Raw genomic sequence first — 14929 nt, forward strand, 5'->3', positions numbered from 1 at the left:
GTAAGTAGATACAAAAATGGCGCATTTGGAATGCGCCATTTTTTCGTATGCTAGGAATTACCTAATTCAACGTGATTAATTAACGTTCCCAGTATGCTTCTTCCAAACTATCTTCACGCTCCGGCAGGCCGCGAGAAAGACGTGGAGAGTGTTGAACTAACACTTCATAACTTGCACGGTTTGCGTATTTACAAACTTGAGAGAATGAAGAGTAAGTTAAATACTCATTGCTGTGCTTGCTTGAGTTAGGCACATTTTCTTTGTGGTATTTATTTGCCGCCATATCGTGAAGAACCGCAGACAATGCCGCATCACCTGCGCCATTGGTGTTCTTAATTTTTTCTGGGCCACCCATGTATGGAGAGATATGTGAATATACTTTAATTGCATTCTCGCACGTATCTTTCTTCGCTGGGCGACTAAATTCGAAACGGTTAAATTCAGCAATAGAACCTGGAAGTAATGGCAAAGAAGTTTCACGTTTCGCGCTATCTTCAGTGTAACCCGCCATAAATAGGCCAACAGGACCAGCAGTACAAAGCACTAGATCAGCCCAATCTAACGTTTTATCCGATGCTGCTAGAGGATCAGATTCGCCCGTTAATGCTTCCGCTTCATCTTCATTCATTGCAACAACAGAAACGTTATCGCGAATAAACTCTTGCCAGAATGTAGGGTCATCTTGAATAACGAATTTGGTACCTAGCGTTAATACAACAGGTACATCGTGTTTCTTCGCGTATTCAATCGCACGCATCGTTGCTTCAGGCATTGGGTCACCTTCTTTACAACGAACGAGGTATGCAGTCAGTACTAAAGCCGACGCGCTCTTGAAAATCTTTTCAGGGATATTGTCTGGGTGAAGTTGGTTCATTTGACCTTCGCTGATAGCGAAAGTACGTTCACCGTCTTCAGTAATAAGAGCAAAACAACGACCAATTGCACCCTCAACACCTTGTAGGTAGTTCAGATCCATGCGGCTTGATGTGTTACATAAATAACGGTAACCGTAGCTGCCGATTTTGATATCTTGGCTCATTACACCCAGAAGCGTTGAGCGGTCATCTGCCAACACAGAATAATTGTGTAGCGTATTACCAATCGTGCCACCTGCATACTCATTGGTAATTAGGCATTCTTCTTTTAATTGTTGATAAAGCGCTTCTGCTGTTGCGTCATCAATTACCAACGAGTGTCCTTTACTCAAACCGTACTTTTCAATCACATCCGTTGTAACTTTCGCCTCAATATCAACCAGAGTCTGATCAATACCAATGATGTGAGTGCGCGTCATCTTTTTGCTTTCTTGTGCTTGGCTCACCAATGGGTCACGAGCATGAACAGGAAAATAGTGCTTCGATTTGCGTTGTCCAGGAAATTTCATATTGTTAGTCTGAGTAAGGGATGAAAAGGAGAACGGATTCTATACCGCTGACAATAAAGCAGCAATAAAAGCGATTATAGCAAACGTTTGCACCCTGCTTTTTATTTTCTAACGCTCTATTCGCCTTCCATGAAACCCAAATCAGGCAGCTGTTCGAGGTGTTCGGTATAGCGCTTTAGATTGAATTCACCTTCATTTTTCATCACGTCGAAAATCTCGATAGACATAGCACACGCCATCATCGCAACCGCATCTTCACGTGGTGTACCAGTCATCATCAAACGCATTAACGTCTCTTTGACTTTAATAGGGTTACCGTCTTCAAGTTGATTCTCTACAATTTCAATCAACTCAGCTTCTTGCATAAATTGGTTTTCTTCAGTCATTTGATTTTTCCTCTTGGATTTTTGCCAACTATGCCATATATAACCCTTCTATACTTATCGAATTTAACTCTCACGTTCGTATTTGGATAAATTTAAGCCAAAATCGAAGTGTGATTTCGATCTCGGATCTGTCACCGGTCTGTGGATTCTGTTAGAATCTGCGTCCCGTTTATTTAAGTGGTGTTTAGTAATGTCTGATAACAGCCAAAAGAAAGTCATCGTCGGTATGTCCGGCGGCGTTGATTCATCTGTTTCTGCGTATCTTCTAAAGCAACAAGGCTACCAAGTAGAAGGCCTGTTCATGAAGAACTGGGAAGAAGATGACAACGAAGAATATTGTACAGCAGCAGAAGATCTTGCTGATGCTCAAGCAGTATGTGACAAGCTGGGCATTCACCTACACACCATCAACTTTGCTGCTGAGTACTGGGATAACGTATTTGAGTACTTCTTAGCTGAATACAAAGCTGGTCGTACACCAAACCCAGACATTCTTTGTAACAAAGAAATCAAGTTCAAAGCATTCCTAGAATTCGCTGATGAAGTGCTTGATGCAGATTACATTGCAATGGGTCACTACGTACGTCGTTCATTCCCAGAGAACGCTTTACCTGGTGAAGAACAGGAGAAACCACAGATGCTACGTGGTCTAGATGGCAACAAAGATCAAAGCTACTTCCTGTACACATTAAGCAACGAGCAAATTGCTCGTAGCCTATTCCCTGTTGGTGACCTAGAGAAGCCAGAAGTACGCCGCATTGCGGAAGAGCAAGATCTAATCACCGCGAAGAAGAAAGACTCGACGGGTATTTGTTTCATCGGTGAGCGCAAGTTCACTGAGTTCCTCGGTAAATACCTACCTGCGCAACCTGGTAACATTGAAACACCAGAAGGCGAAGTGATTGGTCAACACCAAGGCCTGATGTACCACACGCTTGGTCAGCGTAAAGGTCTTCACATCGGTGGACGTAAAGGCGGCGGCGGTAACGAAGACCCATGGTTCGTTGGCGAGAAAGATCTAAAGCGTAATGTTTTGATTGCGGTACAAGGTAAAGACCACCCGATGCTAAAATCAGAAGGTCTACTTGCATCACAACTTCACTGGGTAGATCGTGAGCCAATTCGCGATGTTATGAAGTGCACAGTGAAAACACGTTACCGTCAGGAAGATATTCCTTGTACAATCATCCCTATCGATGATGAGAACATTAAGGTGATCTTTGACGAACCACAAATTGCCGTGACTCCAGGTCAATCGGCCGTGTTCTACAAAGATGACGTGTGCCTAGGTGGCGGCATCATCGAGCAACGCATTAAATATTCTCAAGCTTAGGAGTCGTTACGTGGCGAATACACTTTATGACCGTACTATCGCTTTCGCAGGCATTTGCCAAGCTGTTGCATTGGTTCAACAGGCAGCGAAAAACGGACATTGTGATCAAGATGCCTTTGAAACGTCAATTAACGCCATTATCAATACAAACCCAGCGAACACTATTGGTGTCTTTGGTCGTGAATCCGACTTAAAGCTGGGTCTTGAGTGCTTAGTGAAAGGGATTGATAGCACCCCGTCAGGGAGTGAAGTTACTCGCTACATCATTAGCCTAATGGCATTAGAGCGCAAGCTAACAGGCCGCAACGATGCAATGTCACAACTTGGTGACCGTATCCAAATGGCTCAGCGTCAAACGGAACATTTTGAATTGCTGGACGATCAAATGATCAGCAACCTAGCAAGCATTTACTTGGATGTTGTTAGCCCTATCGGCCCTCGCATTCAAGTTACCGGTACCCCATCCGTGCTGCAACAAACCTCTAACCAACACAAAGTTCGCGCGTTGTTGTTATCAGGTATTCGTAGTGCAGTACTCTGGCGTCAAGTTGGCGGTAAACGTCGCCACTTAATCTTTGGACGCAAAAAGATGGTCGAGCAAGCACAAATTCTTCTTGCTCGTATGTAATAAGGTAATAAATAAGCAGCTCGCGTTTATCGCGAGCTCATTTTTTTCTACCAAAACAAATCCCGCGCAAACGTTTGCGCAATATTCGTGACAATTGCCACAGTTATTGGTATAAAGCTCACGAAATTTAGAAACCCAATTCAGGAGAACATCATGGAACTGTCAGCATTGACTGCTGTTTCACCAGTAGACGGTCGTTACGGAAGCAAGACAATTGCGTTACGCGAAATTTTCAGTGAGTACGGTCTACTTAAGTACCGTACTATCGTTGAAATCCGCTGGCTACAAAAGCTTGCTGCTACTGCTGAAATTGCAGAAGTGCCAGCGTTTAGCGCAGAAGCAAACCAATTCCTAGACGACCTTGCTGCAAACTTCTCTGAAGAAGATGCACGCCGTATCAAAGAGATCGAGCGTACAACTAACCACGACGTTAAAGCGGTTGAGTACTTCCTCAAAGAGAAAGTAGCAGACGTTCCTGAACTGCACGCAGTAAACGAGTTCTTCCACTTTGCATGTACTTCTGAAGACATCAACAACACATCACACGCTCTAATGCTTAAAGAAGCGCGTGAAACTGTGATTCTTCCAGAAATTCGCAACCTAATCGACGCAATCAAAGCGCTTGCTGTTGAATACCGCGACATCCCACTTCTGTCTCGTACACACGGCCAGCCAGCTTCTCCATCTACAATGGGTAAAGAAATGGCAAACGTGGCGTACCGTATGGAGCGTCAATTCAAGCAAATCGAAAATGTCGAAATTCTTGCGAAAATCAACGGCGCGGTAGGTAACTACAACGCACACCTTTCAGCTTACCCAGAGCTAGATTGGCACCAGTTCTCTGAAGAGTTCATCACTGAATCTCTAGGCGTAACTTGGAACCCTTACACAACTCAGATCGAGCCTCACGATTACATCGCAGAACTATTCGATGCGGTTGCACGCTTCAACACAATCCTGATTGATTTCGATCGTGACGTTTGGGGTTACATTGCACTAGGCCACTTCAAGCAAAAAACCATTGCTGGTGAGATCGGTTCTTCAACAATGCCTCACAAAGTTAACCCAATCGACTTTGAAAACTCTGAAGGTAACCTAGGCCTTGCGAACGCAGTATTCGGTCACCTAGCACAGAAACTGCCTATCTCTCGTTGGCAACGTGACCTTACTGACTCTACGGTTCTACGTAACCTTGGCGTTGGTGTTGGCTACGCAATCATCGCTTACACTTCAACGCTAAAAGGCATCAGCAAGCTAGAAGTAAACCGTGAAGCGCTTCTTGCTGAACTCGACAAGAACTGGGAGGTACTAGCAGAGCCAGTGCAAACAGTAATGCGTCGTTACGGCATCGAGAAGCCATACGAGAAGCTAAAAGAGCTGACTCGTGGTAAACGTGTAGACGGCGAAGCAATGCGTAACTTCATTGACGGTCTTGAGCTTCCTGAGCACGAGAAAGCACGCCTGAAAGAGATGACACCAGCTAACTATATCGGTCAAGCAATCGAGCTGACAGACAAGCTGTAAGATTCGGAATTCCAAAAATCGTGAGGGTTGACGTGAAAGCGTCAACCCTTTCTTTATTTTAGGGGTAACAGGCTTCGCCCTACAGAACGCTACGATTCGGGGTAAGGGATAAGACTCGATTATATCCATCCAAAAGGCATCTTTGCCAACACTTCCAAAGTTAAGCTTGCCTTTACTAAAATACTAGTTCCTCACTCTCGGTTTCTAGAGCGAAGCGCTCCCGCATCTCGATTCTTTATTTCTATTGCCTCTGGAAGAAAAGAGTAATCGTCCCTACTTCAACGCCAAATTTCTTAATCTTGGTGAGATTAAACACGTGCATTTCATCCTGGCGGTAAAGCCAATCATCAAACGACACCGTGATAGTTGAATCATCCATTTTCAACTCGAAGTCATATTGCCATTGCAGCGCATTACCCGTCTCTTTACCGGTCGCTACACCAATAATGTCGTCCGCTTTCCCTTGATAAGTACCATCTTCGAGTCTGGTAATGACCCATATACGCTGGTCAAGCTCGCCATCATCAAAGACAAAATCTTCCACCAGTGTTAGCTCATTGCCTTTCACTGTACCGACGATATCGACCTCGAAGCGACGCGTTTGCTTATCGGTGTAATCCTGCACCATCCCCCATGCTTTGACATCACCTTCGAAATAGCCGAACAAATCGAAGGCTGGAGTAGCGGGTTGGTAATTGTCGATATCAGCAGAACATGCGCCAAGCAGTGTTGCCGCTGCGACAATCGAAGTTTTTAAGATACGCTTTAGTACTTTCACTACCTTACCTGCCCAATAAGTTGTTTACGAAGTTTAGGAAATTCAGTTTTTGGTGATAACCAAATGGAAAGAAACGCATCATTAAGTCCCTCATCCTTAACATAACCAACTATCTGATAAGGCTTGCTGCCCGCTTGTCGATAGATAAGTTGCCCTGTTTTTCCATCAGTGAGGTAGGTAAGCTCATCGCCTTTTTTGATGTTAGGGAACATGGTGTCAAATTCAGAGATCCAAGCCTGACGGTAAGCTTGCGTGAAACCAAGCTTTTGCCATTGTTCATCCGTCACATCAAGAAGTTGCTGCTTGCTAATGTCTCTTTGATAATTAATTTCGAGCGCAAATGGGTGAGGAGAAATGTCATTAGAAACGAGATACTGTCCGTCTGGTGCTTTTAAGGTTGACTTATAAACATCAAAAACGAACCAAGTAAGTTGTGCTTCTCCAACCGTTTGCCACTGCTGCCACATCGGTAAAGCGCTTGTTCCTGTAATCATCTGAGCTTGTGAAGGCATCACAAAAAGTAAAGCCGTCATCAACAAACTGTTAGTCAGGTTCTGTTTCCAATTTCTCTTCAAGCTTTTCATTTCCGTATACCCTGAGTATCAAAAGCATTACTAAACACCATTCGACAAACAAAATTGCGAGGGTAATGCTTGTGTTGAATCCAAATTCAACGGCTTGGAGCTTGTAACCAGCAAAGTAGCTCGCTGTTCCTCCGATGCCGCCTACTACTGATACGTAGTTTTTTGGGAAACGGTACAAAATTGACTTGAGTTGGTAGGCATACCAAGAAAATAAAACCCACAAGCAGACAAGCCACATGGGCAACCAGACAGTTGGGAATAGGAGGACAGACAATTGCTTGTTGAGAGTGTCAAGTACCAAGCCCATGAACACGACTATGGCAACACTTTTGAGAGCGAAGGGCTCGACTCTCCAACAATACACCAACGTTAGTAACGTAAGCACTAACGTCAGCCATTGCCACTGATAGGTTCCAAGCACGGCGGCGAACCAGCAGAGTTGGAACCATGTTGATGCAATAAACAGTCTCATAAAGGGTTACGGACGTTGAAACGTCATATGAACAGCACTGATGGTTCGAGCTAAAAAGCCCCCTTCACAGTAGCTCAAGTAGTAACGCCACATGCGTACAAATCGGTCATCGTAGCCAAAGCTTCTGACTTCATGCTCTGCTTGATTGAATCGGAAATGCCATTCATTAAGCGTTTTCGCATAATCCAGGCCGATATCGAACAAATCTCGAGTCACCAAATCACTGTGCTTGGTTGTCGCTTGTGTTAACGATGTTACCGAAGGTAGAAAGCCCCCAGGGAAAATGTACTTTTGAATAAAATCGACGTTATTGCTGTAGTAATCGTAACGCTGGTCAGCAATAGTTATCGCTTGAATGGCCATCAAACCACCGGACTTCAGCAAAGATTCACATTTCTTAATGTACGACGGCAAGAACTGTTTACCGACCGCTTCGATCATTTCAATAGAAACCAACTTATCGTACGTTCCGGTTAAGTTTCTATAATCTTCTTTCAGCAACGTTACTTTGTCTGTTAAGCCACGCTCTTTGATTTTCTGCTCAGCGTAAGCATGTTGCTCTTCAGAGATAGTTGTCGTCGTAACTTTACAACCGTATTGCTCCGCCATGTAGATCGCCATAGCGCCCCACCCTGTGCCAATCTCGATAACATGATCGCTAGGTTTGAGTTCGAGCTGCTGGCACAAACGATCCATCTTATTGATTTGTGCCTGTTCCAATGAGTCGCTCTCTTGGTTATAGAGTGCTGATGAATACAGCATGTTGGTGTCAAGAAATGCTTCATAGAGATTATTACCCAAATCGTAATGTGCGTGTATATTCTTGCGCGAATTTTCTTGAGAGTTTCGGTTTGTCCAGTGACTGAATTTATACAATATCTTAGTCAACCAACTGCCTTGTTCTTCAAGTCTATCGAGGGCTCGCATGTTGAGCGCCATTAGCTTCATCAGTGCAGTCAAATCTGGGCTATCCCACCAGCCGTCCATGTAAGCTTCACCCGCTGCGATGCTCCCGCCTTGCAAAATGCGGGAGTAAAAACCAGGATGCTTCACCTCTATCGTTGCGACAACGGGCGAACCTTTGTAATCACCATTTGGTGTAGAAAATCTCTCACTGCGCTCGGTTGTTTCTGTCTTGAAGCTTTCAATCACGGTTAAGCAGCCGATTTCCATTTTCTGTAGACACTGAAAAAGAACCCCACGAGCCGCTTTTTGTGTCGTCGTCAATTCTCGCGGCATCGCCATAGAAGTCGTGTTTAACATGCAGAGTTCTCCTTGTGCTTATTATTTTTCTCGTCTTCACTCACTTGCTCAGGTTCCGCTGTGTCTGGTTGAGCATACTTAGGGTGTGAGTAAAAAGGCGCGCCTTTAATCCAGAGTTTTAATGCGTGCCAATAAATGCCAACCATTACTTTTACCGTTTGAATCGGTGTAACGATCAAGCACTTAAGTAAGCTTTTACTCAAAAAAGGTTGCCCTTTCATCGCCATCGTCGCGTCAAAGTGTTTTTCACCTTTGTGACACTCGAGATGGATATTAAGTTTGTCGGTCAACGGTTTTATCTTCCAATGGTAACGCTGGTCGATAGGGTTAAATGGCGAGACGTGAAATGCTTTGTCTTGTTCCCAGCCAAAGTGTTCATCATCCTTATCCGCAGCAACCGCGTAATAATGGCATTCATTCCAAGGGGTATTGCTCACTTCTGCGAGAAGGTACTGCCATTCGCCTTTATCATCGTAAACGTAGTAAAAGTTCACAGGGCTGAAATAAAGACCGAGATAGCGCAAGTGGCAAACAGCGATAACTTTCCCCGAACAACGAACACCGGTTAATGCTTCAACTTTGTTTTGTACTGCTGATTTAATGCAACCTTCACCAATGTAATCGCTGCGCTTGAAACGAGCCCAGTGCCACCAACGTGAACCAAAGCCCCATACATTCTTCTCTAGCTCGACAAGCTCATCGACATCAATCGCAGGCATGAACAGAGAGTAGTTCAGTTCATGCTTAACTGGGGTAAATCGGCGATGACGAACATTGCCAATAAATAATCTGCTGTTCAACTCGCTCCCCATATCATGCCGCGCCTTTTTCAAAAGGAACCACATTTTGATAGCGGTACTTTTCTTCCAAGCCTTTCACTACGTCAAGTGCACTACGTACACCATCTTCATGGAATCCGTTGTACCAATAAGCGCCACAGAACCAAGAGCTTTGCTTTCCTTGTATCTCATCTTTGCGCTGCTGCGCTGCTATCGACTCCGTGGTAAATACAGGATGATGATAAGTGAATGAGCGTAGAATCTTGTTTGGGTTGATTTGATTGCTACTGTTCAACGTTACGCAAAACGTATGCTCTGATTGAACGTGCTGAAGAATGTTCATGTTATAAGTCAGCGAAGGTAGACGTTGCTGCTCGCCGTCACTGCCATCCAACAAATAGTTCCATGCCGCCCACGCCGCTTTACGTTTTGGCAACAAACTGGTGTCCGTGTGTAAAACCACTTCATTCGCTTGATAAGTCATATTACCCAAGATATCTTGTTCTAGAGGCGAGATTTCATTGAGCATTCTCATCGCTTGATCACTGTGACAAGCGAAGATAACGTCATCAAACCAATACGTCTCACCATGTACCTGAACACCAACACCGTTGTCACTCCTAACGACTTTCTCAACCGGGCTATTGAGTCTAATTTTATCTGCAAAGCCTTTGGTCAATGGTGGGATGTAAGCGCGCGAACCACCTTTTATTACATACCATTGCGGTCGGTTCGTCACATCTAACAAACCGTGGTTTAAGAAGAAACGTAAGAAGAACATGAGTGGAAACGCACGCATGTCCGCTAACGTCGACGACCAAATAGCGGCGCCCATCGGCAATATATAATTGTCAGAAAAGAAAGGGCTGAATTTGTGCTCGTCAAGAAACTCGCCCAGCGTTTGTGAATTTGTTGATTGTTCATTGGCAAAACGTTTTGCCAACTTGTTGAAGCGAAGTATTTCGAAAATGAAACGATAAAATTTAGGGTTTGCCCAGTTACGCTTTTGCGCAAACAACGTTGAAACCGTATGGCCGTTATACTCTAACCCATTACTGTCATTTCGTACGCTGAAACTCATTTGTGTTGGTAACCCTTCCACACCTATCTCGTTCATCATTTGGATGAAATTAGGGTAAGTCCGGTCGTTGTAAACGATAAACCCAGTATCAATAGCGTAGTCTTTGCCAGCGACGTTCACATCGACAGTGGCGGTGTGTCCACCAATGTAGTCGTTGGCCTCAAATAACGTCACGTCATGTTCTTTGTGTAAGTAGTAACCGCAAGTCAGGCCAGAAATACCCGTTCCAATAATCGCGACTTTTTTTCTTCCTACCGTGTTCATGCTTCTTCCTTCTTATGATACGAGTTTTGCGGTGAGCCGAGCTTGCCAGCTGTATGGAAGCAACGAGATAAAACGTAATATTCCGGTGAATCTCGCTGGGAAATAAATATGGCTTTTGCCTGCATCCAATTGTTTTCTGATGGCTTCAGAAGCCTGATTGACCGAGATAATCATTGGCATATCAAACGTGTTTTTGTCTGTTAAAGGGGTCTCTACAAAGCCGGGAAATACGGTTACGACTTTGATGCCTTTCGCTTTCAAATCTACGGCAAGCGTGCGTGCGAAATAACTGACAGCAGCTTTCGATGCTCCGTAGGCTTCAGCGCGAGGCAGCGCGATTTCAGAGGCAATAGAGCCGACGATCACAACACGGTGGCCACGTTCGAATTGCGACTGGCACGCTTCGACACAATTCGCGACACCAACGACATTAACGTTCATAACACGCGCCATAAGTTGTGCATCTACCAAACCGTCATCCATATATTCACAGTCACCCGCATTAAACATCCATGTCTCGGGGGTAAACGGCAACGCATTGAGTGCGGTCTGTGTTTGTTCATAGTCAGTTATATCAAATCGCAATGTAGCGATATTTTGAGATGAAGCTTCTAGCTCTGACAGAACCGCTTGATTCCGACCACAAGCGATCACCTTCCATCCAGCTAGGGCGTAATCGAGTGCGAGTTGTTTGCCGATACCCGACGTTGCTCCAGTTATCAAAACCGACTCTGTCATTGCCCTAACCTCTGTTTAATGGTTCTCACTACTGACCCTAGCAAAGGTAAGTTTTCATAAAGCATCTCACCCAAATCGAAATAGTCTCGGTGATAAATAACCTGCCCCTCGCAAAATTTAAGATGCGATACGCCGTTAACAAGGATCGGGGCGCCTTTCTGCAACTTTGGATGCTGAAGATCCATCGTCCATGTCAAGAACCCAGTTTCTCCAACTTGTTGGTGATCATGAATAACAAAGTCGCAGCGTATTACATTGGAATATAGCGACTGAAAATAATCAGAAAGCGCAGGCCATCCCTCTAGGCGATGAGCAGCATCTTCAAACACCACATCCTGGTGGTATACCCCTTCAAGCAAGTGCAAATTCGCTTTGCTCAACTTCTGATATATGTTGCCAACTGACTGAATGTCCATTTCTATACTCCTACGCTACTTCAACAGTTGTACAAAATTATTATATGTACAAGATAGACCAAACAAGAAAAGTTGTACAAAAATATTTTTGTATAACTTTGTTTCTGTAGAGTGATACGTGATGAAGTACGGTAGCGATCAACAGACACAAAAAAAGGCTTGGTTAAAAAACCAAGCCTTTTCATAGGATTAACTATTTATCTGCTGAATAATTACGAGCAGTTAGTATTGTTGGCTACGAAGTGCAGCAATGCGCTTGTCTAGTGGTGGGTGGCTCATAAGAAGCTCTGTGATAGATTGCTTACCATTGATACCAAACGCCATCATTGTGCCGTCTAGTTGAGATTCATGGCTCATCTTCAAGCGCTCAAGCGCAGCAATCATCTTCTCTTTACCGACCAATTGAGCAGCACCCGCATCAGCGTGGAATTCACGGTGACGGCTGTACCACATGGTTAGGAAGCTTGCTAGGAAACCGAATACCAGTTCTAGCACCATTGAAATACCAAAGTACACCATCATGTTAGTGCCTTGGCCTTCTTCATCATCATTAGATGCCACGATGTTTGCGATAAAGCGAGACAGGAAGATAACGAATGTATTCACCACGCCTTGCATCAATGTCATGGTTACCATGTCGCCATTAGCAATGTGACTCACTTCGTGTGCCAATACTGCTTCAGCTTCATCACGCGTCATGTTGTGTAACAGACCAGTAGAAACCGCAACCAGAGAGTCATCGCGCTTTGCGCCTGTCGCAAATGCGTTGATATCTGCAGCATCGTAAATTGCCACCGTTGGCATACCAATGCCCGCTTGTTGAGCTTGACGACCAACAGTTTCCAACAACCAATGCTCAGTCTCATTACGTGGGCTCTCGATGACCATACCGCCAACAGAACGTAGCGCCATGCCCTTCGACATCATTAATGAGATAAACGCACCACCAAAGCCGAACACTGCGGCCATGACAAGTAGACCAGACAGACTGCCTGGTTGCATTCCAGTTACAGCGTAAACAATATTCAGAACAACACTAAGAACCAGCACAACGGCTAGGTTAGTTGCTAGGAATAACATAATTCGCTTCATTACTTTTCTCCGAGGAAGCTTATCGTTTTTTAGAACAGGTTGTTTTTCAAGACACCTATTTTTAAAACGGATTATTATAAGAACACCTTGTTATAAGAAACAGAACGCTACAAAAGGCATTTCTGCTTGGTTTTGTGTTCCGTTGCGTTATAGATATAGTCTATCCGCGATAAAAACAAGGTTAAGCAATAAATTGCAACATTTGTTTTCGAGACTGAAATAATACACACCTTTTTACACTCTTAAATCAGTACTTTATCGTCGGTATAGACTTTGGTCTTATTGTGCGACTTTCTGTACATGCTAAATTCGGGTCAGATGAACGAAACGGAGCATGCTCTAAAGGACAATAAAGCAGCTCTAAACTTCCATGTCTTGAGGGAAAAATCATGGTAGAAACTAACGACTATCAAATGGCTATCGATTTACTTTGCTGTCACCTAGGTATCTCAGAGGATGAGGCAAAACAGCAACTGGGTATTTCAACAGAAGCTCAAATGGCAAAACGTGTTTCTGAAACACAGTCGGCTTTGATGGGTCTGAGCCAAGAAAAATAACCAGAATCTTTATTTGTTATTCAGACACAAAAATTTACATGAAAAAAGGGCTGCATGATGCAGCCCTCAGATTGATGACGAACCCCACCTTTTTCGGTGGGGTTCTTTTTTATAAGCGACCGTAGGTCGCGATCGCGATATTTTTCGCTATACCAGATTTAATCTGTTCCAACTCTTAAACAAGTATTTAGAAGCTAATATTTGTCTTATTTGAGCCATATTGAACCCCATTTTTTGTAAATAACTCATTACTAGAGCTATCTTCTTGATGTTTTGAGCTGCGGCAGCTAACCAACACTGCATTTGCACTTTGCTTAGCCCACGGAAGCGGGCATAACGGTGCCCATGGTGCTGCTTAGCATCAGCGAAGCTTCTTTCTACCGTCTCACTTCTTCGTCTATACGTCTTCTTCCCATAGGGAGAGAGCCGCATTTGGTTCGCTCTCTCCACTGCATCTGTATAGATGTGTCTGGTGATGACTTTCTTCATGTTTTTACTTTGAGTACAGTCATTTCGCATTGGGCAGAGCACGCATTCTTTCGGGTCTGAGTGATACTCTCTATAAGCATCTCGTGACGTCGTTTTGTAGATAAGCGTTTGCCCATTTGGACATCGATAACTGTCACTCTCTTTGTGGTAGATAAAGTGCTTCTTCTTGAACGTGTTCTTTGTTCTTGATGGCCTACGGTAGCCGAACACACCTAAGATATTTCGGCGCTCTAATGACTCTGCCACGGGAGCGGTAAAATAGCCGGCATCGAGACCAACAGCTATAGGGTTAAGGTTGAACTGCTCTAGCGTGTAGTCCAGTCGTTCAATATAGGGTTGAGAGTCATTGATATTACCTGCCGTCGCATGAGTGTCGACGATGATCCCATGCAGACCATCGACGGTACGATGGTCAAGGTAGAAGAAGCCTTGTGGTTTATTGTCTCTCGTCATAAAACCACTTTCTGGGTCTGTAGTACTGACTTTCGTATTCTTTGTTTTAGGCTCGGATACTCGTGCCTTAAGCGACTTCTTTCCTTCTCGTTCTCGGTCTAATGCAACGTCTTCATCAAGCATGTCGAGGTAAGCACTGGCTCGAACGTCTCTGACCTCATTGGTGTGTTTATTTTTGTTAGCGTTTGCTTTGAGGTGAGTGCTGTCGGTAAAGAGTTGCTGCCCAGCGACCAAGCCTTTGGCCATAGCCTGCTCAACGATGTTGATAAAGATACGTTCGAATACGTCGGTATTATTGAAGCGGCGAATACGGTTTTGGCTCAGTGTTGAAGCATGGATAACCTTCTCCGTTAACGACATGCGCAAGAACCAACGATAGGCTACATTGACTTCAATCTCTTTAACGAGCTGTCGCTCGCTTTTGATTCCGAAGAGGTAGCCAATAAAAATGATTTTGAAAAGTCGAACAGGGTCAACAGGTGGTCGACCGTTATCTTGACAATAGAGGTGAGCGACTTGGTCCCGGATAAATTCGAAGTCTATGGCTTTATCAATTTTGCGGACTAAATGGTCTTTAGGAACTAACTGCTCCATCGTCACCATTTCAAATTCGTATTGTTGAGGAGAAGGATCTTGTAGCATATTGGAGTATCCATTTTTCGATACCCCTATTAGATCAAAGGTCTAGCCTGATGGCTAGACCTTTGT

16 protein-coding genes are annotated in these 14929 nt (G+C 44.3%); 4 read left to right on the forward strand and 12 right to left on the reverse strand.

Annotated elements, in window-relative coordinates:
- Positions 1 to 79: 79 nt before the first annotated feature.
- A complete protein-coding gene (locus C1S74_RS04605) occupies positions 80 to 1384 on the reverse strand; it encodes an inosine/guanosine kinase (protein WP_045403497.1) in 1305 nt (434 codons plus the stop codon).
- A 116-nt stretch (positions 1385 to 1500) separates the two neighbouring features.
- Positions 1501 to 1770 carry a hypothetical protein gene (locus C1S74_RS04610; protein ID WP_038867102.1) on the reverse strand — a complete coding sequence of 90 codons (270 nt, stop codon included), beginning with the start codon at positions 1768 to 1770 and terminating at the stop codon, positions 1501 to 1503.
- Positions 1771 to 1960: 190 nt separating this feature from the next.
- Between C1S74_RS04610 and mnmA the strand changes: the two genes are divergently transcribed.
- The 3 genes from mnmA to purB all read left to right on the forward strand — a co-directional run bounded on the left by mnmA (position 1961) and on the right by purB (position 5255).
- Complete coding sequence (mnmA, locus tag C1S74_RS04615) at positions 1961 to 3103, forward strand: tRNA 2-thiouridine(34) synthase MnmA (RefSeq protein ID WP_045403494.1); 1143 nt, start codon at positions 1961 to 1963, stop codon at positions 3101 to 3103.
- A gap of 10 nt (positions 3104 to 3113) precedes the next feature.
- Positions 3114 to 3731 (forward strand): high frequency lysogenization protein HflD, encoded by a 618-nt coding sequence (gene hflD / locus C1S74_RS04620; RefSeq protein WP_045403492.1) that lies wholly within the window; start codon positions 3114 to 3116, stop codon positions 3729 to 3731.
- Positions 3732 to 3884: 153 nt separating this feature from the next.
- Complete coding sequence (gene purB / locus C1S74_RS04625) at positions 3885 to 5255, forward strand: adenylosuccinate lyase (protein ID WP_045403490.1); 1371 nt, start codon at positions 3885 to 3887, stop codon at positions 5253 to 5255.
- Between the two features lie 241 nt (positions 5256 to 5496).
- Here purB and C1S74_RS04630 read toward each other — a convergent pair whose 3' ends face one another.
- From C1S74_RS04630 to htpX, 9 genes are all read right to left on the reverse strand, one after another.
- Entirely contained in the window at positions 5497 to 6033 is a 537-nt protein-coding gene (locus C1S74_RS04630) for a DUF3833 domain-containing protein (protein WP_425275330.1), read from the reverse strand.
- Positions 6033 to 6617, reverse strand: coding sequence for a chalcone isomerase family protein (locus C1S74_RS04635; protein ID WP_045403487.1), 585 nt, complete (start codon positions 6615 to 6617; stop codon positions 6033 to 6035). The genes C1S74_RS04630 and C1S74_RS04635 overlap by 1 nt, the downstream gene beginning before the upstream one ends.
- Positions 6577 to 7089 (reverse strand): DUF2878 domain-containing protein, encoded by a 513-nt coding sequence (locus C1S74_RS04640; RefSeq protein WP_045403484.1) that lies wholly within the window; start codon positions 7087 to 7089, stop codon positions 6577 to 6579. Before C1S74_RS04640 ends, C1S74_RS04635 begins: the two co-directional genes overlap by 41 nt.
- 6 nt (positions 7090 to 7095) lie before the next feature.
- Positions 7096 to 8352 (reverse strand): SAM-dependent methyltransferase, encoded by a 1257-nt coding sequence (locus C1S74_RS04645; protein ID WP_038867078.1) that lies wholly within the window; start codon positions 8350 to 8352, stop codon positions 7096 to 7098.
- On the reverse strand, positions 8346 to 9164 hold the full coding sequence (locus C1S74_RS04650) for a DUF1365 domain-containing protein (RefSeq protein WP_045403481.1): 819 nt from the start codon (positions 9162 to 9164) through the stop codon (positions 8346 to 8348). The genes C1S74_RS04645 and C1S74_RS04650 overlap by 7 nt, the downstream gene beginning before the upstream one ends.
- A 1-nt stretch (position 9165) precedes the next feature.
- Complete coding sequence (locus C1S74_RS04655; RefSeq protein WP_045403480.1) at positions 9166 to 10476, reverse strand: NAD(P)/FAD-dependent oxidoreductase; 1311 nt, start codon at positions 10474 to 10476, stop codon at positions 9166 to 9168.
- A gap of 12 nt (positions 10477 to 10488) precedes the next feature.
- Entirely contained in the window at positions 10489 to 11214 is a 726-nt protein-coding gene (locus tag C1S74_RS04660) for an SDR family oxidoreductase (protein WP_045403478.1), read from the reverse strand.
- Positions 11211 to 11630: a nuclear transport factor 2 family protein gene (locus tag C1S74_RS04665; RefSeq protein ID WP_038867072.1), complete on the reverse strand. Its 420-nt coding sequence runs from the start codon at positions 11628 to 11630 to the stop codon at positions 11211 to 11213. Before C1S74_RS04665 ends, C1S74_RS04660 begins: the two co-directional genes overlap by 4 nt.
- A 222-nt stretch (positions 11631 to 11852) precedes the next feature.
- Positions 11853 to 12722 (reverse strand): protease HtpX, encoded by an 870-nt coding sequence (gene htpX / locus C1S74_RS04670; protein WP_038867070.1) that lies wholly within the window; start codon positions 12720 to 12722, stop codon positions 11853 to 11855.
- Between the two features lie 389 nt (positions 12723 to 13111).
- Between htpX and C1S74_RS04675 the strand changes: the two genes are divergently transcribed.
- Positions 13112 to 13279 carry a hypothetical protein gene (locus tag C1S74_RS04675; protein WP_095759866.1) on the forward strand — a complete coding sequence of 56 codons (168 nt, stop codon included), beginning with the start codon at positions 13112 to 13114 and terminating at the stop codon, positions 13277 to 13279.
- A gap of 147 nt (positions 13280 to 13426) precedes the next feature.
- On the opposite strand, the gene C1S74_RS04680 is transcribed toward C1S74_RS04675, so the two are convergent.
- A complete protein-coding gene (locus tag C1S74_RS04680; protein WP_103415238.1) occupies positions 13427 to 14863 on the reverse strand; it encodes an IS1182 family transposase in 1437 nt (478 codons plus the stop codon).
- Between the last annotated feature and the right edge of the window lie 66 nt (positions 14864 to 14929).

The organism is Vibrio hyugaensis (assembly GCF_002906655.1).
Lineage (GTDB): Bacteria > Pseudomonadota > Gammaproteobacteria > Enterobacterales > Vibrionaceae > Vibrio > Vibrio hyugaensis.

Excerpts from the sequence above, each read along its gene's own strand:
- C1S74_RS04645 (WP_038867078.1), bottom strand. The coding sequence starts at position 8,352 with ATGTTAAACACGACTTCTATGGCGATGCCGCGAGAATTGACGACGACA.
- htpX (WP_038867070.1), bottom strand. The coding sequence starts at position 12,722 with ATGAAGCGAATTATGTTATTCCTAGCAACTAACCTAGCCGTTGTGCTG.
- C1S74_RS04665 (WP_038867072.1), bottom strand. The coding sequence starts at position 11,630 with ATGGACATTCAGTCAGTTGGCAACATATATCAGAAGTTGAGCAAAGCG.
- C1S74_RS04655 (WP_045403480.1), bottom strand. The coding sequence starts at position 10,476 with ATGAACACGGTAGGAAGAAAAAAAGTCGCGATTATTGGAACGGGTATT.
- C1S74_RS04605 (WP_045403497.1), bottom strand. The coding sequence starts at position 1,384 with ATGAAATTTCCTGGACAACGCAAATCGAAGCACTATTTTCCTGTTCAT.
- C1S74_RS04650 (WP_045403481.1), bottom strand. The coding sequence starts at position 9,164 with ATGGGGAGCGAGTTGAACAGCAGATTATTTATTGGCAATGTTCGTCAT.
- C1S74_RS04660 (WP_045403478.1), bottom strand. The coding sequence starts at position 11,214 with ATGACAGAGTCGGTTTTGATAACTGGAGCAACGTCGGGTATCGGCAAA.
- C1S74_RS04675 (WP_095759866.1), top strand. The coding sequence starts at position 13,112 with ATGGTAGAAACTAACGACTATCAAATGGCTATCGATTTACTTTGCTGT.
- mnmA (WP_045403494.1), top strand. The coding sequence starts at position 1,961 with ATGTCTGATAACAGCCAAAAGAAAGTCATCGTCGGTATGTCCGGCGGC.
- C1S74_RS04680 (WP_103415238.1), bottom strand. The coding sequence starts at position 14,863 with ATGCTACAAGATCCTTCTCCTCAACAATACGAATTTGAAATGGTGACG.
- purB (WP_045403490.1), top strand. The coding sequence starts at position 3,885 with ATGGAACTGTCAGCATTGACTGCTGTTTCACCAGTAGACGGTCGTTAC.
- C1S74_RS04635 (WP_045403487.1), bottom strand. The coding sequence starts at position 6,617 with ATGAAAAGCTTGAAGAGAAATTGGAAACAGAACCTGACTAACAGTTTG.
- C1S74_RS04640 (WP_045403484.1), bottom strand. The coding sequence starts at position 7,089 with ATGAGACTGTTTATTGCATCAACATGGTTCCAACTCTGCTGGTTCGCC.
- C1S74_RS04610 (WP_038867102.1), bottom strand. The coding sequence starts at position 1,770 with ATGACTGAAGAAAACCAATTTATGCAAGAAGCTGAGTTGATTGAAATT.